14 protein-coding genes and 1 pseudogene are annotated in these 23584 nt (G+C 75.7%); 7 read left to right on the top strand and 8 right to left on the bottom strand.

Going from position 1 to position 23584, the window contains the following annotated elements:
- Positions 1 to 28 precede the first annotated feature (28 nt).
- From nudC to OIE51_RS18665, 4 genes are all read right to left on the bottom strand, one after another.
- On the bottom strand, positions 29 to 976 hold the full coding sequence (gene nudC / locus OIE51_RS18680) for an NAD(+) diphosphatase (protein ID WP_326598870.1): 948 nt from the start codon (positions 974 to 976) through the stop codon (positions 29 to 31).
- A gap of 10 nt (positions 977 to 986) precedes the next feature.
- The gene (locus OIE51_RS18675) at positions 987 to 4289 is read right to left on the bottom strand and encodes an ATP-dependent DNA helicase (protein ID WP_326598869.1); all 3303 of its coding nucleotides are present in this window, start codon (positions 4287 to 4289) and stop codon (positions 987 to 989) included.
- An 829-nt stretch (positions 4290 to 5118) separates the two neighbouring features.
- Entirely contained in the window at positions 5119 to 8358 is a 3240-nt protein-coding gene (locus OIE51_RS18670; protein WP_442811963.1) for an ATP-dependent helicase, read from the bottom strand.
- Positions 8359 to 8501: 143 nt separating this feature from the next.
- A complete protein-coding gene (locus tag OIE51_RS18665) occupies positions 8502 to 8840 on the bottom strand; it encodes an MGMT family protein (RefSeq protein ID WP_326600689.1) in 339 nt (112 codons plus the stop codon).
- Positions 8841 to 9097: 257 nt separating this feature from the next.
- Here OIE51_RS18665 and OIE51_RS18660 point away from each other — a divergent pair, with 257 nt between their 5' ends.
- The 7 genes and pseudogenes from OIE51_RS18660 to OIE51_RS18630 all read left to right on the top strand — a co-directional run bounded on the left by OIE51_RS18660 (position 9098) and on the right by OIE51_RS18630 (position 18849).
- Positions 9098 to 11746, top strand: a complete 2649-nt coding sequence (locus OIE51_RS18660; RefSeq protein ID WP_326598867.1) for a lysylphosphatidylglycerol synthase transmembrane domain-containing protein — start codon at positions 9098 to 9100, stop codon at positions 11744 to 11746.
- A gap of 78 nt (positions 11747 to 11824) precedes the next feature.
- Positions 11825 to 12232 carry a TOBE domain-containing protein gene (locus OIE51_RS18655; protein ID WP_326598866.1) on the top strand — a complete coding sequence of 136 codons (408 nt, stop codon included), beginning with the start codon at positions 11825 to 11827 and terminating at the stop codon, positions 12230 to 12232.
- Positions 12233 to 12235: 3 nt separating this feature from the next.
- Positions 12236 to 13021 (top strand): molybdate ABC transporter substrate-binding protein, encoded by a 786-nt coding sequence (gene modA, locus OIE51_RS18650; protein WP_326598865.1) that lies wholly within the window; start codon positions 12236 to 12238, stop codon positions 13019 to 13021.
- A 13-nt stretch (positions 13022 to 13034) separates the two neighbouring features.
- Positions 13035 to 13814 (top strand): annotated as a pseudogene (locus OIE51_RS18645) (ABC transporter permease); the annotation flags it as partial.
- A 90-nt stretch (positions 13815 to 13904) separates the two neighbouring features.
- On the top strand, positions 13905 to 15524 hold the full coding sequence (locus OIE51_RS18640) for an alpha/beta hydrolase (protein WP_326598864.1): 1620 nt from the start codon (positions 13905 to 13907) through the stop codon (positions 15522 to 15524).
- Between the two features lie 49 nt (positions 15525 to 15573).
- Entirely contained in the window at positions 15574 to 17190 is a 1617-nt protein-coding gene (locus OIE51_RS18635; protein WP_326600688.1) for an alpha/beta hydrolase, read from the top strand.
- Between the two features lie 21 nt (positions 17191 to 17211).
- On the top strand, positions 17212 to 18849 hold the full coding sequence (locus tag OIE51_RS18630; protein WP_326598863.1) for an alpha/beta hydrolase: 1638 nt from the start codon (positions 17212 to 17214) through the stop codon (positions 18847 to 18849).
- A gap of 71 nt (positions 18850 to 18920) precedes the next feature.
- Here OIE51_RS18630 and moeZ read toward each other — a convergent pair whose 3' ends face one another.
- The 4 genes from moeZ to OIE51_RS18610 form a co-directional block, all read right to left on the bottom strand.
- Positions 18921 to 20099 carry an adenylyltransferase/sulfurtransferase MoeZ gene (moeZ, locus tag OIE51_RS18625; protein ID WP_326598862.1) on the bottom strand — a complete coding sequence of 393 codons (1179 nt, stop codon included), beginning with the start codon at positions 20097 to 20099 and terminating at the stop codon, positions 18921 to 18923.
- 126 nt (positions 20100 to 20225) lie between these two features.
- Positions 20226 to 21179: an NAD-dependent epimerase/dehydratase family protein gene (locus OIE51_RS18620; protein WP_326598861.1), complete on the bottom strand. Its 954-nt coding sequence runs from the start codon at positions 21177 to 21179 to the stop codon at positions 20226 to 20228.
- A gap of 104 nt (positions 21180 to 21283) precedes the next feature.
- Complete coding sequence (locus tag OIE51_RS18615; protein ID WP_326598860.1) at positions 21284 to 21931, bottom strand: hypothetical protein; 648 nt, start codon at positions 21929 to 21931, stop codon at positions 21284 to 21286.
- On the bottom strand, positions 21928 to 23517 hold the full coding sequence (locus tag OIE51_RS18610) for a DUF3492 domain-containing protein (protein WP_326598858.1): 1590 nt from the start codon (positions 23515 to 23517) through the stop codon (positions 21928 to 21930). Before OIE51_RS18610 ends, OIE51_RS18615 begins: the two co-directional genes overlap by 4 nt.
- Between the last annotated feature and the right edge of the window lie 67 nt (positions 23518 to 23584).

Here is a 23584-nt window from a genome sequence, read left to right as displayed (position 1 = left end):
GGCGCGGCGGACGCGAGCGGGCACGCGGTCACCAGGCCGTGGGCCCCAGCGGCTTGCCGTACCACTGCTCGACCAGGTGGGCGGCGATGGAGATCCCCGAGGGCGCCAGCACCTCGCCGGACTCCACCGCCGCCCGCAGGTCGTCCCGGGAGAACCAGCGGGCCTCCTCGATCTCGTCGCCGTCCGCCCGCAGTTCGGTGGTGGTGGCGCGCGCCACGAAGCCCAGCATCAGACTGGACGGGAAAGGCCACGGCTGGCTGGTGACATAGGCGACCTCGCCGACCGTGACACCGACCTCCTCGGCGACCTCACGGATCACCGCCTGCTCTATCGACTCACCCGGCTCCACGAATCCCGCGAGGGTGGAGAAGAGCCCCTTGGGCCAGTGCACCTGCCGCCCGAGCAGCGCCCGGTCGTCCTCGTCCACGACCAGCATGATCACCGCCGGGTCGGTGCGCGGGTAGTGCTCCGCGCCGCACGCCTGGCAGCGCCGGATGTGTCCGGCCGCCGCGATCACCGTCCGCTCGCCGCAGCGCGAGCAGAACCGGTGCAGCCGCTGCCAGTTCTCCAGGGCGACGGCGTGCACCAGCAGCTCGTTGTCCCGCTCCGACAGCAGCGCCGCCGCCTCCCGCAGCCCGGCGGGCCTGGCCACGTCGTCCATCCGCCCCGGCAGGCTGTCCTTCTGCAGCGCGAAATACCGCACCCCGTCGGGGTCCGTGCCCAGGAAGTACCGGTGGGCCTCGGTCAGCGGCGCCTCGAACGACGGCATCATGACCAGCTCGGTCCGGCCGCCGTCGGTCTCCTCGATCAGCGCCTGGCCGCCCGAGACCACGAACACCCGGGTCGTCGGATGGCTCCACGCCGCCGCCAGCCACGCCTCGTCGAGACGGTGACCCGCGCCACGGTCGATGCCACCGGTGCCGGTGAGCGGGATCGGCTGGACGGCGTTGTCCGAGGATGCCGGGGTGGGACGCATGGGTAAGAGCCTAACCGGGGTCGTTCGGCTCCCAGGAGTCCTCCCCCAGCAGCAGACGCTCCAGACCGCGCCGTCCGGGCAGCACCGTGGGGCGGACGAGCTCGCCGCTGCGGACGTAGAGGAACGCCGCGCTCACCGCCGACAGCGGCAGGCCGTGCCGCTCCGCCCACGCCACCCGGTAGATCGCCAGCTGGAGCGGATCGGCGTCCTGGCGGCGGGCGGTCTTCCAGTCGATGATGTCGAAGCCACCGGTGGCCGTCCGGTACACGGCGTCGATGCGGCCCCGGATCACGCGCCCGGCGAGCTGGACGCGGAACGGCGCCTCCACCCGGTACGGCGTCCGTGTCGCGTACGGCGTGCGGCTGAACGCCTCCTTCAACGCGGCGAGTTCACGCTCGTCGCGGATCTCGGCGTCCTCCTTCGGATCGCCGCCCGGCAGCTCGTCCAGACCCAGCATGGGCAGCGGCAGCGCCTCGAACCGCGACTCGACCCAGGCGTGGAAGCGCGTTCCGCGCCGCGCGGCCGGCTGCGGGGGGCGCGGCATGGGGCGGGCCAGCTCGCGGGCGAAACCCTCCGGATCGGCGGCGAGGCGCTGCACCTGCGAGGCGGACAGCGAGAGTGGCAGCTCGACATCCCGGACCGCCGCCCTGGCCTGCCGCAGCTCGCCCGCCAGCGCGGTCAGGTCCCGGTCCCAGGAGGCCACCGCCCGCTGCTCCTCCGGGGTGAGTGTGAGATCCCCGACATCCGCGACGTCCTGTGCGACGGCCTGTGCGACATCCTGTGCGACGGCCGCGGCGTCCACGGCCTCCTCCCGGGGCGACGGCACGACGCCCCGCAGCCGCGCCAGCACCGCGGCCGCGGCCTCCCGGCGGCGGGCCAGCGCCACCTCGTCCAGCGGCAGCGGCCAGGAGTGCTCCCGCGCGCCGGCCAGCGCCGGGTTCTCCTCGTCGTCGCCCGGCGCCTCGGCCCACCGCTCGACCTCGCCGTGCGCCGGGTCGGCCTCGCAGTGGGCGCGCAGCGCCTCCAGGAACGGCGACGGGCCGCGCCGCTTCTTCTGACTCGGCCCCCACCAGTGCCCGGAGCCGAACAGCAGCGAACGCGGCCGGGTGAACGTCACATAGCCGAGCCGCAGCTCCTCCAGCCGCTGGTGGCCGGTCACGGCCGCGACGTGCTCCTTGTACGCCGCCGCCGTCCACTCCTCGATGCCGGGCAGCGTCCCGGCGTCGCCGCGCAGCGACCGCGGCAGCGCCCTGGCGTGCCGCAGCCAGGAGTCGCGGGAGCCCTTGGCGGGGAAGGAGTCTGCGCACAGCCCCGGCACCACCACCACGTCCCACTCCAGCCCCTTGGCCTTGTGGGCGGTCAGCACCTTCACCGTGTTCTCGCCGCCGGGCAGCGAGCCGTCCAGGCCCCGGTCGTACTGAGCGGCGGCGCGCAGGAACGCGAGGAACGCCGGCAGCGTCGCCTCACCGTCCACGGCCGTGCCGGCCCGCCCGGCCGCGAAGCCGGCGGCCACGTCGAGGAACGCGCTCAGCGTCTCGCGCCGCCTGGCGGCCAGCGCCCGCGGCGACGCGGACAGCTCCACCTCCAGGCCGGTGGCGGCCAGCACCCGGTGCAGCACGTCCATCAGCGGATCGCCGAGCGCACGCCGCAGCTCGCGGATCTCGGCGGCCAGGTGCGCGAACCGCACCCGCGCCGCCGCCGAGAACGGCAGGCCGTCGTCCGGCTCGCCCCCGCCGCCCTCGACGAACGTGTCCAGCGCGTCCGCCAGCGAGGTGATCTCGGCCGGGTCGGTGCCCTCGACGGCGGCGGCCAGCGGCTCCGTGCCCTCGGCCGGATCGGCGCGGCGCACCAGCAGGCGGGCGCGGCGGCCGAGCAGGGCCAGATCGCGCGGGCCGATCCGCCAGCGCGGTCCGGCGAGCAGCCGGACGAGGGCGGCGTTGGCCGTGGGGTCGGCCAGCACCTGGCAGACGGCGACGAGGTCGGCCACCTCCGGCAGATGCAGCAGCCCGGACAGGCCGACGACCTCGACCGGCACGTCACGGGCGACCAGCGCGCGCTGGATCTCGGGGAAGTCGCCCGCCGTGCGACACAGGACGGCGATCTCGCCGGGCGGGGTGCCGGTGCCGACGAGGTGGGCGACGGAGTCGGCCAGCCACTCCAGCTCCTCGGCGTGGGTGGGCAGCAGGGCGCAGCGCACCCGCCCGGCCAGCTCGGCGCCCTCGGCGGGGCGGAGCGGCACGACGGCCGGGTGGCGCTCGCGGAGCGGGGCGGCCAGTTCGTTGGCCAGGGCGAGGAGCCGGCCGCCGCTGCGGCGGTTCTCGCTGAGGCTGTCACGCCGGGCCGGGGTGCCGTCGCGGTGCGGGAAGTGCTCGGGGAAGTCGTCCAGGTTGGCCACCGAGGCGCCGCGCCAACCGTAGATGGCCTGGCAGGGGTCGCCCACGGCGGTCACGGCGTGCCCGGTGCCGCCGCCGAACAGCCCGGCGAGCAGAACCCGCTGGGCCACGGAGGTGTCCTGGTACTCGTCGAGCAGGACGACGGTGAACTGCTCGCGCAGCGCCCGGCCGACCTCGGGGATGTCGCGGGCCAGGGTGGCGGCCAGGGACATCTGGTCGCCGAAGTCGACCAGGTCCCGGCCGCGCTTGCGGGCCCGGTACTCCTCGACCAGCGTGAGCAACTGGCCCCGGCCGCGGGCGGCTTCGGGGATGAGGCGGAGGTCGGCGTTGGTCAGGGCGGCGTGCTCCAGCTCGGCCAGGAGTCCGGCGTCGAAAGCGCGCAGCCGCTCGGGGGTGACCAAGTGCTCGGCCAGCTCGCCGTCGAGCGCGATGAGATCGGTGACGAGCGTGGTGAACGAGGCGCTCGGCGGCTCGAAGTCGGCGGGCGCGGCCCGCAGCACCTCGGCGGCGAGCTGGAAGCGCCCGGCGTCGGCCAGCAGCCGCGCGGCGGGCTCGACGCCGAGCCGCAGCCCGTGCTCGGCGAGCAGCCGCCCGGCGAAGGAGTGGTAGGTGGAGATCTGCGGCTCGCCGTCCTCGGACCCGTCGACCCCCGCCCGGGCCAGGGCCTTGCGCACGCGCTCCGAAAGCTCGCCCGCGGCCTTGTTGGTGAACGTGAGCCCGAGCACCTGCTCCGGCGCGGCCTGCCCGGTGCCGGTGAGCCACACGACGCGGGCCGCCATGACGGTGGTCTTCCCCGACCCGGCCCCGGCCACGATCGCCTGCGGAGCGGGCGGCGCGGTGATACACGCCAACTGCTCCGGAGTGAACGGGATCCCGAGCAGCTCCCTGAGCTCCTCGGGACGGCTGAGTCGAGCGGGCACCCGAGTGAGACTAGCCGCCGGGTCGGACACCCACGCCCCACCGCCCGCGCGCCCCACGCCGAACGGCCCTGTCGCGGCACACGGGTGCGCCGGCGTCGGCGTGACGGCGTCGGCGTGACGGCGTCGGCGGGCCAGCCTCGTGGCCGGGCCGTCCCCGGGCCCCCGGCGGGCGCGTCACCCGACCGATCGAGCGGCGGCCGGCCGCGCTCTCCTCCGCGCCCGGGCCCCTCTTCGGGCCTCACCGTCCTTACGCCTTACGCCCTTACGTCCGGGCTCCCCGCCCTCCGCGACCACGACGCGACGGCGCCCATGGCCCGCGCCCGCCGGCCGCATCGTGTCCGAGGGCACGCCCGTGTCCCCCGAGGTCCGGGGGCCGCTCCCACGTGCCCGGCACCGGACCGACCCGGGGGCCGCCGGAAGGCGCGGTGTCACCACGGCGTCGCACGCCCCGGGATGCCGGATCGGCACTCGGCTCGGGCGGGTCGGCCGCGCGACGGCACCGGGACGGCGGCAGGACAGCGGTGGGACGGCGGGCGCGACGGCCGCGCGACGGCGCCGGGACGGCGGCAGGACAGCGGTGGGACGGCGGGCGCGACGGCAGCGCGACGGCAGCGCGACGGCGCCGGGACAGCGCCGGGACGGCGGCAGGACAGCGGTGGGACGGCCGCGCGACGGCCGCGCGACGGCAGCGCGACGGCGCCGGGACAGCGCCGGGACGGCGGGCGCGCGACGGCAGCGCGACGGCCGCGCGACGGCGGCGCGACGGCGCCGGGACAGCGCCGGGTCAGCGGCGCGACGGCCGCGCGACGGCGGGCGCGACGGTCAGAGGTCAGTCCACCGCGTGACGGCCCTCCGGGCGGGCGCTGCAGGTGCCGTGGAAGGCGCAGGAGCCGCAGTGCCGGCCGGTGGAGGCCGTGAAGCGTTCGTCCAGGACGCGGCCCGCCGCCCGGGCCAGCAGGTCGCCGACCCAGTCGTCGCCCGGTTCGCGGGTCAGCGGCTCCTGGCGCTGGACGGTGGGGAGCACGTCGCCGCCGTCCCGTTTGAGCGCGCCCTGACGCAGGTGAACCAGCTCCGCGCCCGCCACCTCGGCGGCGGCCTCGCCGTGCCGGACGGCGAGCTGGTAGACGGCGAGCTGCGGATGCCGTTCCACCTCCTCGCGCGTCGGCTTGGTCCGGCCCGTCTTGAAGTCCACGACGTACGCCCGGCCCTCGGCGTCCCGCTCGACACGGTCCAGCACGCCGCGGATGCGGACCTGGTGCTCGCCGGCCTCCAGGGTGATGTCGAACTCGGCCTCGCTGGCGGCCGGTTCGCGGCCGTTCGCCTGCTGGAGCACGTGCCAGCGCAGGAATCGCTCCAGCGCCGCCCGCGCCTCCGCCTGTTCCCTCCGCGACTGCCAGGGCGCCTCGAAGGCGAGCGAGTCCCAGACTGTGTCCAGGCGCTCCATCAGCACCGCCAGGTCGGCCGGGGCGGTGCCGGAGGCGACCTCGTCGGCGAGCACGTGCAGCACGTTGCCGAAGCCCTGCGCCGTCGTGGCCGGCGCGTCGGCGTGCACCTCACGGCCGAGGAACCACTGGAGCGAGCAGGTGTTGACGAGCTGGTCCAGCGCGCTGCCGGACAGAATGACCGGCGCCCCGGGGTCGCGCAGCGGCGCGTCGGAACGGGTCGGCTCGCGCAGTCCCCACCAGCGTTCGGGGTGGGCGGCGGGCGCCAGCGCGTAGCCGTCGTCGTCGCGCAGCGCGGCGAGGTCGGCCAGCCGCCGGGCCGCGGCCCGGCGCAGCGCGGGCGAGGCGCCCGGGTCGACCGTGGTGGCGCGCAGCTCGGCGATCAGCGCCGCCAGCGCGAGCGGCCGGCGCGGCCGGCTGCTCACCGCCACCGGCTCCACGCCGAGTTCGCGCAGGAACCGCGACGGCTGGTCGCCGTCGTCCGCGCCGCTCACCGCCGTGACGACCAGCCGCCGCTTCGCGCGGGTGGCGGCGACGTAGAACAGCCGCCGCTCCTCGGTCAGCAGCGCGGCCGGGCTCAGCGGCTCGGCCAGCCCGTCGCGGCCGATGCGGTCCGCCTCCAGCAGCGAGCCCCGGCGGCGCAGGTCGGGCCAGAGCCCCTCCTGCACGCCGGCGACCACCACCAGGGACCACTCCAGGCCCTTGGCGCGGTGGGCGGTCATCAGCCGTACGGCGTCGGGGCGCACGGCGCGCGCGGCGAGCGTGTCGGCCGCGATGTCGTGCGCTCCCAGCTCCTCCAGGAAGATCAGCGCTCCCCGCCCGCCGATGCGTTCCTCCGCCCGCGCCGCCACCTCGAACAGCGCGCAGATCGCGTCCAGGTCGCGGTCGGCGTTGCGGCCCGCCGCGCCGCCGCGCCGGGCGGCGCGCTCCAGCCGCCGCGGCCACGTGGTGCCGTCCCACAGCAGCCACAGCGCCTCCTCGGCGCTGCCGCCGCCGGTCAGCAGCTCGCGCGCCTTGCGCAGCAGCAGCCCGAGCCGCTGCGCGCCCGCCGCGTACACCGGGTCGTGCGTGACCAGCCGCTCGGGCTCGGCCAGCGCCGAGGCGATCAGCTCGTCCGAGGGGCGGGGCACGGTGACGCCCGCCGCGCGCTCCTCGTTCCGCAGGGCGCGCCCGAGGCGGCGCAGGTCGGCGGCGTCCATGCCGCCCAGCGGCGAGGTGAGCAGCCGGACCGCGGTCTCCGGGTCCGGCACGCCGCCCGGCTCGGCCACCACGCGCAGGGCCGTCAGCAGCGGCGCGACGGCCGGCTCCCGGCGCAGCGGCAGGTCGTCGCCGTCCACCTCCAGCGGGACCCCGGCCGAGGTGAGCGCCCGGCGCACGCCGGGGATGAACAGGCTGCCGGCGCGCACCAGGACCGCCATCTCGCCCCAGGGCACGCCGTCCTCCAGGTGGGCCCGGCGCAGCAGGTCCGCGATGTTCTCCAGCTCGGCGCCCGGGGTGGGGTAGGTGAACACCTCGACCCGGCCGCCCTCGGCCTCGGCCGCGAGCGCCCGGTGGCGGCGGACCGCGTCGGCGGGCAGCCGGGCCAGCGGCATGCGCTGGGTGAGCAGCCGGGTGGCGGCCAGCAGCGCGGCGCCGCTGCGCCTGTTGGTGGTGAGGACGGCGACGGGCGCCGGGTCACCGGCCGCCGTGCGGAAGGCGTCGGGGAAGCCGAGGATGCCGCCCACGTCGGCGCCGCGGAAGGCGTAGATGGACTGGTCGGGATCGCCGAAGACCATCAGGTCGCGGCCGTCCCCGGCCAGCGCCCGCAGCAGCGCGACCTGCGCCGGGTCGGTGTCCTGGTACTCGTCGACGAACACCGCGTCGTACCGGGCGCGTACGGCGGCGGCCGGCCCCGGCTCCGCCGCCAGCCGGGCCGCGCCGCGCACCAGCTCGGTGTAGTCGAGCACGCCCTGCGCCCGGGTGACGTCGAGGTATTCGGCGAGGAAGTGGGCGGCGGCCTCCCAGTCCGCGCGCCCGGTGCGGCGGGCGAAGTCGGCCAGGGTGCCCGGCTCCAGGCCCAGTTCGCGGCTGCGCGCGAGAACGGCCCGCAGCTCGTCGGCGAAGCCGCGGGTGGTCAGGCAGGCGCGCAGCTCCTCGGGCCAGCGCAGGCCCCGTCCCTCGCGCTCCAGCTCGCGGTGGCCGGCCAGCAGCTCCCGCAGGTAGAGATCCTGCTCGGGCCCGGACAGCAGCCGCAGCGGCTCGGCGAACAACTCCCGGTCCTGGTGGGCGCGGAGGAAGCCGTAGGCGAAGGAGTGGAACGTGGTCGCCTGCGGCGACAGCCCCCCGAGCCGGGCCGTCAGCCGGTCCCGCAGCTCGGCGGCGGCCTTGCGGCTGAAGGTGAGCACCAGCGTCCGGTCGGGGTCTGCGCCGTCCGCCACCCGGCGGGCGCACGCCTCCACCAGCGTGGTGGTCTTGCCGGTGCCCGGCCCCGCGAGCACGAGCAACGGTCCGCCCGGGTGGTCAACCACGGCGCGCTGGCTTGCGTCCATTGCCACAGTGCGCGCGTCGGTGAGCGGGGCACGCACCAGTCGGTACGCTCCCGGGGCGGGCCGCCGGTCAGTGGACGGGACGGAGAGGTTCACGTGCATCGCGGATTCTCGGGGACATCGGAGGAGACGCTACGCCAGTCGGCTCCCGGGGCGCAGCGTTTCCCAGCCGTACCCCGGACGGACGGTCCGCCGCCTGTCCGGTCGGGCCATGACGGAAGCTGGTGTCTGTGAGCCGCAGCCGTTCAGCCGCCGTCCCACCGGGCGCGCCGGAGGTCGAGGCGGGGCATGTCGCCGGGGGCCGTCCCGTCGCGCAGCGGGGTGCCCTCGGCGCGGTACCGCTCCAGCGCGCGTCGCTCGTGCCCCGGCAGCAGCCGCCCGTCGGCGCGCACCACGCGCCACCACGGCACGGCCGCGCCGTACAGCGCCATCACCCGGCCCACCTGCCGGGGGCCACCCTCGCCGAGGCGCCGGGCGATGTCCCCGTACGTCAACACCCGTCCGGGCGGAATCACTTCGGCTGCCGTCAGAACTCGATCGGCGTATTCGGGAAGGCTGTGGGTGGGTCCTGCCATGGCGCCCATGGTGCCGTATGTCACGGACGCGCCCTCGGCGGATGGCTCACATGCCACTATCGTCGCACCGTCGGGGGGAGCTGGTCGGCAGTTCCAGCACGAGGAGAAGCGCAGGGAAGCGGCCGGTGATACGGGGCGAAGAAGAGCGGACACAGCGGCCGGAGGACCGTCCGGAGAGCGGGCCGGACAGCGGTCCGGCCGCGCCAGGGGCACGGCCGGCGGACGACGGGCCACCGGTGGCGTCGTCAGCATCGACCGAGACGGCGATGGCAGGGGAACCCGCGTCGGCATCCGCACCGGCACTGGCCCCCGCCGACCATCCGGCCGAGCTCGCGCACCGGTCCGGGCGCCTGGCCGTGGACGAGCCGATCCTCGCCGCCCGCGTCCACCGCCCCGCCGATCTGCTGCGCGTCCTGCTGGGGCTGGCCGGCATCGGCATCGTGCTCGCCCTGGCCACCTTCGCGATCGGCACCACCGAGGGCATCGAGCAGGACGTCGACAAGGGCGCGGGGCAGGCCCCGTCGCTCCTGATCAGCTTCGCCGGCTTCGCCTCCAGCGTCGCCGTCCTGGTCGTCCCGGTGGCGTTCGCCATCCAGCGGCTGGTGAAACGGGACGGGCTGCGGATCGCCGACGGCGTGCTCGCGGCGGTGCTGGCGCACGGTGTCTCGCTCTCCTTCAGCCTCTGGGTCGCCCGCATGTCCCCGGAGTCCGTGCAGAACGCGCTGACCAGGGACGCCCCGGGCGGCGGCCTGACGGAGCCGGTGCACGGATATCTGGCGCCGGTCATCGCCTACGCCACGGCCGTCGGCATGACCCACCGGCCGCGCTGGCGGCTGGCGATGTGGTCGGTGCTGCTGCTGGACGCGCTGGCGGTGCTGGTGGCCGGCTACACCACCCCGTTCTCGATCGTCGTCACCGTCCTCATCGGCTGGACCATCGCCTACGGCACGCTGTACGCGGTCGGCTCGCCCAACGTCCGCCCCACCGGGCAGCAGCTCCTCGCCGGGCTGCGCCGCGTCGGCTTCCGCCCGGCGAGCGCGCTGCGCGCCGAGGAGCCGGACGAGGCCGAGCGCCAGGCCCGCAACGAGCGGGCCGCCGAGCCGACCCGCCGCTACCTGGTCACGCTGGAGTCCGGGCCGCCCCTGGACGTGACCGTGGTGGACCGCGCGCAGCAGGCGCGCGGCTTCTTCTACCGCGCCTGGCGCCGCCTGGCGCTGCGCGGCGTCGCCCACCGCCGGAGCCTGCCCTCGCTGCGCCAGGCGCTGGAGCAGGAGGCGCTGCTGGCGTACGCGGCCATCGCCGCCGGGGCGAACGCGCCCAAGCTGATCGCCACCTCCGAGTTGGGCCCGGACGCGGTGATGCTGGTCTACGAGCACACCGGCGGCCGGCGCCTGGACACCCTGCCGGACGACGAGATCACCGACGAGCTGATGGAGGCCGCCTGGGGCCAGGTGGCCGCCCTCCAGTCGCGCCGGATCGCGCACCGCCGGCTGGACGGCAGTTCGCTGCTGGTGGACCGGGCCGGCACCGTCTTCCTCACCGATCTGCGCGGCGGCGAGATCGCGGCCGGGGATCTGTCGCTGCGGATGGACGTGGCGCAGCTCCTGACCACCTTCGGCCTGCGGGCCGGAGCCGAGCGGGCGGCGGCGGCGGCCGTGTCCGTGCTGGGCCCGGACACAGTGGCCGACAGCCTGCCGCTGCTCCAGCCGATCGCGCTCAGCCGCCACACCAGGGCCGCGCTGCGCCAGCTCGCCCGGGAGCGCGCCCAACGCGAGCGGCAGGCGGTGCTGGACGCGACGGACGCGTACCGCGAGGCGCGCGGCAGCCTGCCGGAGAACGCGGACCGCAGGACGATGAAGGCGGCCAAGCAGGCGGAGAAGCAGGTCATGGAGGTCGCCCTGGAGAACGCCAGGGAGCCCGACCTGCTCTCGCTCATCCGCCGGCAGGTGCTGCTGATCAGGCCGCAGGCGGCCATAGAGCCGGCGCGCATCGAGCGCATCAAGCCACGCACGCTGCTCAGCCTGGTCGCCGCCGCGTTCGCCGCGTACATCCTGACCTCGCAGCTGATCAACCCGGAGTTCCAGCGGGTCTGGGACGACGCGAACTGGGGCTGGGTGCTCATCGCGGCCGGCTTCTCCGCGCTGACGTACTTCGCGGCGGCGCTGAGCCTGCTGGGCTTCGTGCCGGAGAAGGTCAGCTATCCGCGCACGGTGCTGGCGCAGCTCGCCGGCTCGTTCGTCAAGCTGGTCGCGCCCGCCGCGATCGGCGGCGTCGCGCTCAACGCCCGCTATCTGCAGCGCCAGGGCCTTCGCCCCGGCCACGCGGTCGCCAGCGTCGGCGCCTCCCAGCTCTTCGGGCTCGGCAGCCACATCATCCTGCTGCTGTCGTTCGGCTACCTCACCGGCACCGAGCACACGCCCACGCTCTCCCCGTCCCGCACGGTCATCGCGGGCCTGCTGACGGTCGCGGTCGGGGTGCTGATCGTCACCGCCGTGCCCAGCCTGCGCAAGGCCATCTCGGAGCGGGTCCGCACCCTCTTCGCGGGGGTCGTGCCGCGCATGCTGGACGTGGTGCAGGAGCCGAGGAAGCTGCTCAGCGGCATCGGCGGCATGCTGCTGATGACGCTGGCGTTCGTGATGTGCCTGGACGCCTCGCTGCGCGCGTTCGGCGAGGAGATGAACTACGCGACGATCGCCGTCGTCTTCCTCGCGGGGAACGCGCTGGGCTCGGCGGTGCCCACCCCGGGCGGCATCGGCGCGATCGAGCTGACGCTGAGCACGGGCCTGTCCGCGTTCGGCGTGCCGTCCAGCGCGGCGCTGGGCGCGGTGCTGCTGTTCCGGCTGATGACCTTCTGGCTGCCGGTGCTGCCCGGCTGGCTGGCGTTCACCCACCTCACCCGCAAGGAACAACTCTGACCCCACGGGCCGCGTCTGCGAGCCCCCAGGAGGGAACGCCCTTGCGTCTGCGGCCCCCTGGCGCATAATGTCCCGCACATGCGGTCTTACAGCATAGGGCGGGCGGCCAGGCTGCTCGGCGTCAGTCCGGACACGGTGCGCCGCTGGGCCGACGCGGGCCGGCTGCCCACGCGGCGGGACGAGGCGGGCAAGCGGCTGATCGACGGCCGGGACCTCGCGGCGTTCGCGGTGACGCTGGCGGCGGAGGCGCCGAGCGGTGCCGCCGAGCCGGGCGGCGAGCCGTACACCAGCGCCCGCAACGCCTTCCCCGGCATCATCACGGCCGTCCGGCTGGGCGACGTCGCGGCCCAGGTCGAGATCCAGGCCGGGCCGCACCGCCTGGTCTCGCTGCTGACCCGGGAGGCCGTGGAGGAGCTCGGTCTGGCGGTCGGCGTGGAGGCCGTGGCCCGGGTGAAGGCCACCAGTGTGCACATCGACAGGACGTGAGACATGAGCCCGGCCCCTTCCACCGCGCCCCGATTCCTGGTCGCCGCGCTGCTGCTCCCGCTGGCGGTCGCCTGCGGCGGCTCGGGCGACACGGGCGGCTCGGGCGACGGTGACGGCGGTGACAGCGCCACGCTCACCGTGCTGGCCGCCACCTCCCTCACCGACGTCTTCACCCGGGCGGGCGAGGTCTACGAGGACGCCCACCCCGGCGTCACCGTCCGGTTCTCCTTCGCCGGCTCCCAGGAGCTGGCCGCCCAGGTCACCCAGGGCGCCCCCGCCGATGTCCTGGTCACCGCCGACGCCCGGACCATGGCGGACGTCGCGGGCGAGACCGGCGAGCCGGCGGTCATCGCCCGCAACGAGCTGGTCATCGTCACCCCGCCGGACAACCCGGCGGACGTCGCCGACCTCGCCGACCTCGCCGACCCCGCGCTCCGCCTGGTGCTCGCCGCGCCCGAGGTTCCCGCCGGCCGCTACGGGCAGCAGATCCTCGACGCCCAGGGCCTCGACGTCACCCCCGACTCCCAGGAGCCGAACGTCCGCGCCGTCCTCGGCAAGGTGCAGCTGGGCGAGGCGGACGCCGGCCTGGTCTACGTCACCGACGCCACCGCCGCGGGCGACGCCGTGCGGGCCGTCCCCATCCCGGCCGGGCAGAACGTCACCGCCGAGTACCCGGCCGCCGCCCTGAACGGCTCCGACCACGCCGACCAGGCCCAGGAGTTCGTCGACTGGCTCACCACCCCCGAGGCGGAGGCCCTGCTCACCGACGCGGGCTTCCGCGCCCCATAGGCGGCCGACGACCGTGAACCGCCGCCCGCCCCTGCTCCTGGCGCTCCCCGCCCTGCTCGCCGTCGCCTTCCTCCTCGTCCCGCTGCTCGGCATCGCGGCCGACGCGCCCTGGTCGGACCTGGCGGACCGGCTGACCGCGCCCGCCGTCACCGAGGCGCTCGGCCTGTCGCTGCTGGTGTCCGGCTGGGCGTTGCTGATCTCGCTGGCGCTCGGCGTGCCGCTGGCCTGGCTGCTGGCCCGCGCCGACTTCCCCGGGCGCACCCTCGTGCGCTGCCTGGTGATCCTGCCCATGGTGCTGCCGCCCACGGTCGCGGGCGTCGCGCTGCTCCAGGGCCTGGGGCGGCGCGGCCTGCTCGGCGGTCCGCTCGAAGCGCTGGGCATCACGCTGCCCTTCTCCACGGCGGGCGCGGTCGTCGCCGCCGTCTTCGTCTCCATGCCGTTCCTGGTGGTCAGCCTCGAAGGCGCGCTGACCGGCCTCGACCCGCACTTCGAAGAGGCCGCCGCCACCATGGGCGCGGGCCCGCTGCGCACCCTGCGCCTGGTGACGCTGCCCATGACGGGCCCGGCCCTGGCGGCGGGCGCGGCGCTGTGCTGGGCGCGGGCGCTGGGCGAGTTCGGCGCGACGATCACCTTCGCGGGGAACCTGCCGGGCACCACGCAGACCCTGCCGCTGAAGGTCTATCTGCTCCTCCAGGACGACCCGGCGGGCGCCACCGCCGTCTCGCTGCTGCTGCTGATGATCGCCGCCGCCGTGCTGTTCGCGCTGCGCGGGCGCTGGCTGGGGCCGCCGCGCTCATCACCCGACTGACCGGGCCCCGGGTGCGGCGGGGCACCCGGTCGGCCGACGATGAGCCTGTCGGAGCGAACGATGGGAGCCCTCGCCATGACCCGAGTCCGACCGCCCAGGCCCGTGCTCGCGCCGTGCCTCCTCGCCGCCGCGGCCCTGCTGACGGCGGTCTCCTGCTCCCCGTCGGACCCGGTCGGATCGGCACCGGCCGCCGCCGGATCGGGCCCGACCGACACCTCCGACCTCCCCGGCTCCCTCACCGGGCAGGATCTCGACTGGTCGGCCTGCGAGCCACCCGATCCGGCGCAGGGCGACGCCCAGATGTCCCCCGGCGCGCTGCCGGACGGCGCCGAGTGGGAGTGCGCGACGATGACCGCGCCGCTGGACTACGCGGATCCCGAGGGCGAGACCATCGACATAGCCATGATCCGCGCCCGGTCCGCCGCGCGCGGTGACAAGCGCGTGGGCTCCCTGCTGTTCAACTTCGGCGGCCCCGGCGGCTCCGGCGTCGTCACGCTGCCCGCCTTCGGCCAGGACTACGCGACCCTGCACAAGCGGTACGACCTGGTCAGCTTCGACCCGCGCGGCGTCGGCGACAGCGAGGGCGTCCGGTGCCTGAGCGACGCCCGCCTCGACGAGTTCTTCGCCGCCGACCCGGTTCCGGACAACGCCCGGCAGCGGCGCGCCCTGAAGGACCGGCTGAAGGAGTTCGCGGACGGCTGCGAGGAGTCGGCCGGCGATCTGCTGCCCCACCTCACCACCACCGCCACGGCCCGCGACATGGACCTGATGCGCGAAGTGCTCGGCGACGACAAGCTCCACTACTTCGGCATCTCCTACGGCACCGAGCTGGGCGGGGTCTACGCCCACCTCTTCCCCGAGCGCGTCGGCCGGGCCGTCTTCGACGCCGTGGTGGACCCCACCGGCGACAGCGAGGAGGGCTCACTCGGCCAGGCGGCCGGCTTCCAGCTCGCCCTGGGCAGCTATCTGGACCGCTGCGCCGAGAACGACGACTGCCCCCTCGGCGGCGACCCCGAGGAGGGCGAGGACCGGCTCGCCCGCTTCCTCGACAAGCTGGCCGACGACCCGCTGCCCACCCAGGACCCCGACGGCCGGAAGCTGACCCAGGCCCTGGCCTGGAACGGCGTGGCGCAGGCGCTGTACTCCGAGGAGTTCTGGCCCTATCTCACCCAGGGCCTGGACGACGCCCTGGCCGGGGACGACCCCGACGGCACCGTCCTGCTCGCCCTCGGCGACGCGATGAACGGCCGCAACCCGGACGGCACGTACAGCACGCTCCAGTCCTCGCTCACCGCGATCAACTGCGCCGACTCCAAGCGGCGGTACACGGTGGACGACGTGCGCGACGCCTTCGACGATTTCGAGGACGCCTCCCCGGTCTTCGGCCCGCCGATGGCCTGGTCGCTGCTGAGCTGCACCTACTGGCCGGTCGACGGCCGGCGCGACCACCCCGACGTCGGCGCGGCGGGCGCCGCGCCGATCCTCCTGGTCGGCACGACAGGCGACCCGGCCACGCCGTACGAGGGCACCCGGCACATGAAGGAGGCCCTGGGCGACGACGTCGGCGTGGAGCTGACGTACGAGGGCGAGGGGCACGGCGCGTACAACGGCGGCAACGAGTGCGTCCGTTCGACCGTCGACGCCTATCTCCTGGAGGGCGACGTCCCCGAGGACGGCAGGACCTGCGACTCGTAACCCCCCACGGCCGCCGGGGTACTCTCCGGTAACGACAGTGGGGGTGGGGATGAACACGGGCGGCCGGACGCGCGCCGCGGCGCTCGCGGCGGCGCTCGCGCTGGCGGCGGGCGCGTGCAGTGGCGGCGGCCCGTCGGACGACGGGCCCGGCCGGAGCCCGACACCCGGGCGGACCGGGGACATCGGCGGGGCCGACGCCCGTACCGGACCACCCGAGCTGCCCGCCGAGTTCACCGATCAGCGGCCGGCGTGGGAAACGTGCGCCGCGCCCACCCCGGTGCAGGGCACCGGCCCGGCCCCCGGTCCCGACTGGGAGTGCGCCACCCTGACCGTTCCGCTCGACTACGCCCACCCCGACGACGGCGAGACGATCGGCATCGCTCTCATCCGGACCCGGTCCGCCCCGCGGACGAACCGCGTCGGCTCCCTCGTGTTCAACTTCGGCGGCCCCGGCGGCTCCGGCGTCGCCACGCTCCCCCGCGTCGCCGACCGTTACACCCGGCTGCGGGACGGCTTCGACCTGGTCAGCTTCGACCCGCGCGGCGTCGGCGAGAGCGAGGGCGTCGTCTGCCGGACCGGGCCCGAGCTCGACGCCGCCGCCCAGGAGGACGACGGCCCGCCGGCCGGCCCGGCCGAGGAGCGCGAACTCCTGGCCGACAGCCGCGCGTACGCCGAGGACTGCGAGGAACGCGCCGGCCGGCTGCTCCCCCACCTCACCACCGAGAACACCGCCCGCGACCTCGACCTGCTGCGCGCCGGGCTCGGCGACGACCAGCTCCACTACTTCGGCGTCTCCTACGGCACCAAGCTCGGCGCCGTCTACGCCCACCACTTCCCCCAGCACGTCGGCCGCACCGTCCTCGACGCCGTGGTCGACCCCACCCGCGACCTGGTCCAGCGCGCGCTGCTCCAGACCGAGGGCTTCCAGCTCGCCCTGGACGGCTACCTCGCGGACTGCGTGACGGAGGCCGACTGCCCCACCGGCCCGGCCACCGGCGACCCGGCCCACGCCGCCCTGACCGCCCTGCTGGACGACCTGCGCGAGCGGCCCCTGCCCACCGCGACCGGCCGCGACCTCACCCAGGGCCTCGCGGTCACCGCCCTGCTCGCCCTGCTCTACTCCGAGGACTCCTGGCCCTTCCTCACCCAGGGCCTGACCCAGGCCCTGGACGATGGCCGCGGCGACCTGCTGCTGGCCGCCGCCGAGCAGTACAACGGCCGGGACGACGAAGGCCGTTACCGGAATCTCCAGGCCGCCAACAACGCCGTCACCTGCGCCGACTTCGCCTCCCGCCCCACCCTGGAGACCGTCCACGACAACGAGGCCGCGTTCGCCGCCGCCTCGCCCGTCTTCGGCCCGCACCTGGTCTGGTCCCTGCTCTCCTGCGCCTCCTGGCCGGTGACCGGCGAGCGCGACCGGCCCGAGGTGTCCGTGGACGGCGCCCGCGTGATCCTGCTGCTGGCCACCACGGGGGACCCGGCCACCCCGTACGCCGGCGCCGGGCGCATGCGCGAGGCGATGGGCGGCCCCGGGGCGGCGGCCCTGCTCACCTACGAGGGGGAGGGCCACGGCGCCTACTCCTCGGGCGACGCCTGCGTCACCGCCGCCGTGGACGCCCATCTCCTCTCAGGAGCCACCCCGGCCGACGGTACTGTCTGCACCTGACACCCATCTCACCGAGGAATCATGATCAGATATCCGCGCCGTCCCCTCATCCTCTCCACCGCCACCGCCCTGGCCGCCGCCCTGCTGGCCACCGCGTGCACCGGGGAGGGTTCGAGCGACGACGACGCGCGTCCGGACGACGCGGCCGAGGAGTCCATACCCCTGGCCGACACCTACCCCGGCCTCCCCGACGAGCTCGCCCGACAGCGCCTGAGCTGGGACCGCTGTCCCGGCCCCAGCACCCTCCAGGGCGCCGACGGCGGCCGGCCCAACCAGCTCCCCGACGGCACTCCCTGGCAGTGCGCGGACCTCACCGTTCCCCTCGACTACGAGGACCCCGAGGGCGAGACGATCGAGATCGCCCTGATCCGGGCGGTGACCTCGGCCCCCGAGGACGAGCGGATCGGCTCCCTCGTCTACAACTTCGGCGGCCCCGGCGGCTCCGGCGTCGCCACCCTGCCGAGCCTGGCCGAGGACTACGAGACGCTCCGCGACGGCGGGTTCGACCTGGTGAGCTTCGACCCGCGCGGCGTCGGCGAGAGCGACGGCGTCGTCTGCCTGAGCGGCGACGAACGGGACGCCGCCGCCGAACGACTGCCCGCCCCGCCCGAGACGGCCGCCGAGGAGCGCCTCTACGAGGAGCTGGAGGGCGAGTACATCGCGGCCTGCCAGGAGCACTCCGGCGACGTGCTCCCCCACGTGACCACCGCCAACACCGCCCGCGACATGGACCTGCTGCGCCACGTCCTCGGCGACGAACGACTCAACTACTTCGGCGTCTCCTACGGCACCGAACTGGGCGCCGTCTACGCCCACCTCTTCCCCGGGCACCTCGGCCGCACCGTCCTGGACGCCGTGGTGAACCCGGCCGTCGACCCGATCGAGAGCAGCCTCAACCAGACCGAGGGCTTCCAGCTCGCCCTCGACCACTACCTCGCCGACTGCACCGGGCAGTCCGACTGCCCGCTCGGCGACACCCCGCGGGAGGCCACCGACACGCTGACCCGCGTGCTCGACCACCTCGGGGACCACCCGATGCCCACCGCCGACCCCGACGGGCGGGAGCTGACCGCCGACCGGGCGCTGACCGGCATCGCCACCACGCTGTACTCCGAGGAGAGCTGGGAGTACCTGACCATGGCGCTGGAGCAGCTCATGGCGGGCTCCGGCGACGCGCTCCTGGGCTTCTCCGACCTCCTCAACGGCCGGGACAGCCAAGGCGAGTACAGCAACCAGAGCGACGCGCAGACCGCCATCACCTGCGCCGACTACTCGTACGGCATGGACATCGACGAGCTGGACCCGTACCGCGACGACTTCCTCGACGCCTCCCCGGTCTTCGGCGACTCCATGGTCTGGGGCCTCACCGGCTGCGCGGGCTGGCCGGTGACCGGCGCCACGACCGGGGCGCTGGACGTGAGCGTCGAGGACCCCGCCGCCACGATCCTGCTCGTGGGCACCACGGGCGACCCGGCCACACCTTACGAGGGCGCCGCCAGCATGCAGGAGGCGATGGGCGGCGAGGATGTCGCGTCGCTGCTCACCTACGACGGCGACGGCCACGGCGCGTACAGCCCGGACCACCCGTGCGTCGCCGAGGCGGTCGACGCCCACCTGCTGACCGGCGACACCCCGGAGAACGGCCGGGTCTGCGCATGACCCGCCGCTGAACGCGGATCGGCCCCCGGGCGCGCGCCGCGCCCGGGGGCCGATCCGTCAGCCGTCCGCCGTCAGTAGACCGGCTTCTGCGGCTCGATCTGGTTGACCCAGCCGATGACACCGCCACCGACGTGCACGGCGTCGGCGAAGCCGGCGTTCTTCAGCACCGCCAGCACCTCGGCCGACCGCACGCCCGTCTTGCAGTGCAGGACGATCCTGCGGTCCTGCGGCAGGTCGCTGAGCGCGTTCCCCAGCAGGAACTCGTCCTTCGGGATCAGCCGCGCGCCCGGGATGGCGACGATCTCGTACTCGTTGGGCTCCCGGACGTCGATGATGTCGATCTTCTCGTCGGCGTCGATCCACTCCTTGAGCTGGAGCGGGGTGATGGTCGAGTCCTTCGCCGCCGCCTGGGCCTCGTCCGACACGACGCCGCAGAACGCCTCGTAGTCGATCAGCTCGGTGACGGTCGGGTTCTCGCCGCAGACCGCGCAGTTGGGGTCCTTGCGGATCTTGACCTGCCGGTAGTTCATCTCCAGGGCGTCGTAGATCATCAGCCGGCCGACGAGCGGGTCGCCGGTGCCCGTCAGGACCTTGATCGCCTCGGTGACCTGGATCGACCCGATCGACGCGCACAGCACGCCGAGCACGCCGCCCTCGGCGCACGAGGGGACCATGCCGGGCGGCGGCGGCTCGGGGTACAGGCAGCGGTAGCACGGGCCGTGCTCGGACCAGAACACGGACGCCTGGCCGTCGAAGCGGTAGATCGAGCCCCACACGTACGGCTTGCCCAGCAGCACGCACGCGTCGTTGACCAGGTAGCGGGTGGCGAAGTTGTCCGTCCCGTCCACGATCAGGTCGTACTGCGCGAAGAGCTCCATCACGTTCGACGAGTCCAGGCGCTCCTCATGGACGTTCACCTGGACGTACGGGTTGATGCCCTGCACGGTCTCCATGGCGGAGACCGCCTTGGGCTTGCCGATGTCCGCCTGGCTGTGGATGATCTGCCGCTGCAGGTTCGACTCGTCGACCACGTCGAACTCGACGATGCCCAGCGTGCCGACCCCGGCCGCGGCCAGATACATCAGGGCGGGCGACCCCAGTCCACCCGCGCCCACACAGAGGACCTTGGCGTTCTTCAGCCGCTTCTGCCCGGCCATCCCGACATCGGGGATGATCAGGTGGCGGGAGTACCTGCGGACCTCGTCGACGGTGAGCTCGGGGGCCGGCTCTACCAGGGGTGGCAGCGACACGGTGACTCCGTTGGGTCATAGGGACAGTCGTTCCGGCTTCAACACTGCCATGCGCGGTCCCATTCCGAGACACCCGTTCCAGAGTCCGGGCAGCACTCGTCCGGACCGGGCCGCCGCGTGCTCCCCTCACATCCGGCAGGCGGCCTCCATCCAGATGTCGGCCAGCGACTCCTCCAGGCCGATCCTGGCCCGCCAGCCCAGCCGGTCCCGGGCGGTCCGCACGTCGGCCTGCTGCCAGACGCCGCAGCCGTCCGGGTAGGGCGCCCCCGACGCCAGGTGCCCGGGCGGCAAGCTCTCGCCGGCCGGCGGATGCCGGGGCGCGGGCGGGCTCTCCAGATCGTGCACGGCCCCGCCGTAGCCGGAGATCCGCGCCAGCGCGGTCGCCGCGTCGCGCAGCCGCACCGCGTGCCCGGTACCGATGTTGACCACGCCCTGGGCCGCCGAGAGCGTCGCCGCGTGCACCGCCCGCGCCACGTCCCTGACGTCCACGAAGTCGCGCTGCACGCCGAGGCCGCCGAGCTTCAGCTCACTGTCGCCGTGCTGCATCGCGCGCCGCAGTGAGTCGGCCAGCCGCCCCAGCGGCGAACCGGCCGGGGTGCCCGGCCCGGTCGGCGAGAAGACCCGCAGCACGATGGCGTCCAGCCCGGAGCCCAGCACCAGCTCGGTGGCGGCCAGCTTGCTCACGCCGTACGGACCGCCGGGCCGCGCCACGGCGTCCTCGGCGATCGAGGAGCCGTGCTGCGAGGGGCCGTACTCGGCGGCACAGCCGAGGTGCACCAGCCGGGCACGGCAGCCGCTGCGCCGCATCGACTCGCACAGCGTCGCCGTGGCCACCGTGTTGTGCCGGGCCAGCTCGCTGGCCGTGCCGCGGATGGCCCCCGCGCAGTTGACGACGACCCCCGGGTGCACCGCGTCGAGGAAACGGGTCAGCGCGCCGGGGCTGCCGGTGGACAGGTCGAAACGGACATCGGCGTCGTCACCGCGGCCGAGCGCGGTGAGCTGGACGGCGGGATCGGCGAGCAGCCGGTCGGCGACGAACCGGCCCAGATAGCCACCCGCGCCGAGAAGCAGCACTCTCATCGGAGGGCCTCCCGCGCGGGATTGCGGACGCCGGCCAGTTGTGGGGTCATCGGTTCCTTGCTCCTTGCTGAGTGACACGTGGGTTGAGGGAGGAGAGAAGTGGTCTAGTGGCGGACGGCCGTATGGCACAGCAGCCCGGCCGCGGCGGCGCCGCAGGCCAGCACGGGCACGGCGGCGAGGCCGTGCGCGGCGACCAGGGCCGCGACCGGACGTCCGAGCCGCTCGCAGCCGGGCAGCCACGAGCCGCTGGCCAGCGCCACGGCCAGCAGCTCCGCGGCGCCCGCGGCGGCGAGGGCGAACGCGGCGGCGCGCCGCGCCCCCCGGCCGGCGACCGGCACGGCCGCCGCCAGCAGCACGGCGGCGGCGGCGTGGCCCCCCGCCCAGAGCGCCGCGGCGCCCAGCCCGGCCGCCAGGACGGCGAACCGGCCGCGCGGCCACCCGGCGGACAGCGGGGCGGAGGCGACGGCGGGCGCGAGCACCAGCACGACGCGCGGGAGCCCGCCGCCGGGCGCGTCCTGGGGACCGGGCAGCAGCTCGGCGAGCACGGCGTCGCCCACCAGCGCGTAGCCGAGCACCGGCAGCCCGCACAGCACCGCGAGCCCCAGCGGCCCGCGCCGCCGCACTCGGCCCGCGGCGGCACCGGCCGCCGCCCGCCACCCGCGCCCGGCGGCCGACATCCGGACAAGGACGGCCAGCCGCGGCGACACGGCCGTCGCGCCCGCCCCGGCCACCGGATCCGCGGCGGGGCTCACGTCGGCTCACCCCGTCCGGCGGTGACGGCGGTGGCCGCCGGGGCGGCGCCTGTCGGCTCTTTCGCCCCCGGCCCGCGGACGGCCCGGGAGGCGTGCCCGGCGCCCGCGAGCAGCTCGGAGTAGACCGCGCGGAAGACGGCGACGTTCCGCTCGACGGTGAACAGCTCCAGCGCGCGGGCGCGCGCGCCCGCGCCGAGCCGCGCCCGGCGCCCGGGATCGCGCAACAGCGGGAGGCACGCCGCCGCGAGCGCGCCCGGATCGCGCGGCGGAACGACGAGCCCGGCGCCGCCGACGATCGCCCGCACCGCGCCCGCGTCGGCCGAGACGGTGGCCCGCGCGCGGAGCATCGCCTCGACCAGCGGCACCGGGAAGCCCGCCGCCGCGCCCGGCCGCACCACCACGTCGTCGCGGCCGGCGGCGAACGCGGCGGCCGGGCCGCCCGGCGCCGTGAACGCGACCGCGTCCGGCGCCCCGGGGAACAGCCGCGCGGCCAGCGCCCGGCACCGCCCGAGGTAGGCGGCGTCGCCCCGGCCGCCGCCCGGCGGCACGGCGGCGATCCGCAGCCGGGCGGCGGGCTCGGCCGCGCGGACCCGGTGGAAGGCGTGCAGGAGATCGGTCAGGCCCGCGCCCGGCTCCGCGCGGCCGGCCCAGACCAGCGCGGCCGGCGCCCCGGCGCCCGCGGCCTCCCGGTCGGCACCGCGCCGCGCCAGCCAGCGTCTGGCCAGCGTGTCGCCCGGGGTGACCAACTCGGCTCGCGCGTACGCCTCGTGGGCCAGCCGGGTCTGGAAGGCGGCCAGCAGGGCGCGCACCGGAGCGCCCGGCGCCGAGGGCGCGAGGGTGTGCGCGGCGCCCACCGCGGGGGCCGGGACGGCGACGGCTGCCCCGTGGTGCTCGCCCAAGCGGGCGTCGTACTCGGTGACCAGCAGCGGCGTGCCGCGGAAGTGCCGGGCGAGCAGGCCGGGCAGCACGGCCGGCCCGGCGCCCACGGCATGGCACAACCCCGCCGACGCGGGCCCGTCCGGGCCGTACCAGTCCAGGGAGAGCGGGCGCAGCGCCCGCTCCAGTCGCCCGGCGACGGCGAGCAGGTCCGGCATCCGCGCCGCGCGGACTGCGCGCGGCACGCCGTCCGCGCGGCAGGCGGCCTCCAGGACGCGCACGGCGTGCTCCGAGCAGAGCCACGCGCCGAGGCCGCCGTGCTCGGCGGCCAGCGCGGCGAGCCCGTACAGGCCCGCGGCGAAACGGTCCCCCGGCCGGCCGCCCTCCTCCTCGCCGGGCGGCCGGGGCCCGGGGCTCAGCGCGGCGGTCAGCTCCGCGAAACACTCGCCGAAGCGGCGGCCGAGCGCCGCGGACACGAGCCTCCCGTCGGCCGGCGGCCCCCACAGGGGGGCGGTACACACCCGCCGCACGGTGGACGGCAGCGGGCGGCGGGGCCCCCCGGCCTGCTGCCGGCTGCGGCTGAGGGCGCCGATGTCGAAGCGGATGCCCAGGCCATGGCCGGCCAGACCGTGCAGCAGCCGGTCGCACCACGCCACCGACTCGCCCTGTGCGTACGGGTATCCACCCTCTGTGAGCAATGCGACGCGCACTCACGCACCCCTTGTCTCCGTGTCCGTGACGGCAAGACGGTATGTCTACATGTGCCTGTCGCGGCGG

The sequence above is a fragment of the Streptomyces sp. NBC_01803 genome, assembly GCF_035917415.1.
Classification (GTDB): Bacteria; Actinomycetota; Actinomycetes; order Streptomycetales; family Streptomycetaceae; genus Streptomyces.
The sequence above is the reverse complement of the archived record's forward strand: the minus strand, read 5'-3'. Positions and strand labels throughout refer to the sequence as shown.

Excerpts from the sequence above, each read along its gene's own strand:
- OIE51_RS18635 (WP_326600688.1), top strand. The coding sequence starts at position 15,574 with ATGAACACGGGCGGCCGGACGCGCGCCGCGGCGCTCGCGGCGGCGCTC.
- modA (WP_326598865.1), top strand. The coding sequence starts at position 12,236 with ATGAGCCCGGCCCCTTCCACCGCGCCCCGATTCCTGGTCGCCGCGCTG.
- OIE51_RS18620 (WP_326598861.1), bottom strand. The coding sequence starts at position 21,179 with ATGAGAGTGCTGCTTCTCGGCGCGGGTGGCTATCTGGGCCGGTTCGTC.
- nudC (WP_326598870.1), bottom strand. The coding sequence starts at position 976 with ATGCGTCCCACCCCGGCATCCTCGGACAACGCCGTCCAGCCGATCCCG.
- OIE51_RS18670 (WP_442811963.1), bottom strand. The coding sequence starts at position 8,358 with ATGCACGTGAACCTCTCCGTCCCGTCCACTGACCGGCGGCCCGCCCCG.
- OIE51_RS18630 (WP_326598863.1), top strand. The coding sequence starts at position 17,212 with ATGATCAGATATCCGCGCCGTCCCCTCATCCTCTCCACCGCCACCGCC.
- OIE51_RS18655 (WP_326598866.1), top strand. The coding sequence starts at position 11,825 with ATGCGGTCTTACAGCATAGGGCGGGCGGCCAGGCTGCTCGGCGTCAGT.
- OIE51_RS18665 (WP_326600689.1), bottom strand. The coding sequence starts at position 8,840 with ATGGGCGCCATGGCAGGACCCACCCACAGCCTTCCCGAATACGCCGAT.
- OIE51_RS18640 (WP_326598864.1), top strand. The coding sequence starts at position 13,905 with ATGACCCGAGTCCGACCGCCCAGGCCCGTGCTCGCGCCGTGCCTCCTC.
- OIE51_RS18660 (WP_326598867.1), top strand. The coding sequence starts at position 9,098 with ATGGCAGGGGAACCCGCGTCGGCATCCGCACCGGCACTGGCCCCCGCC.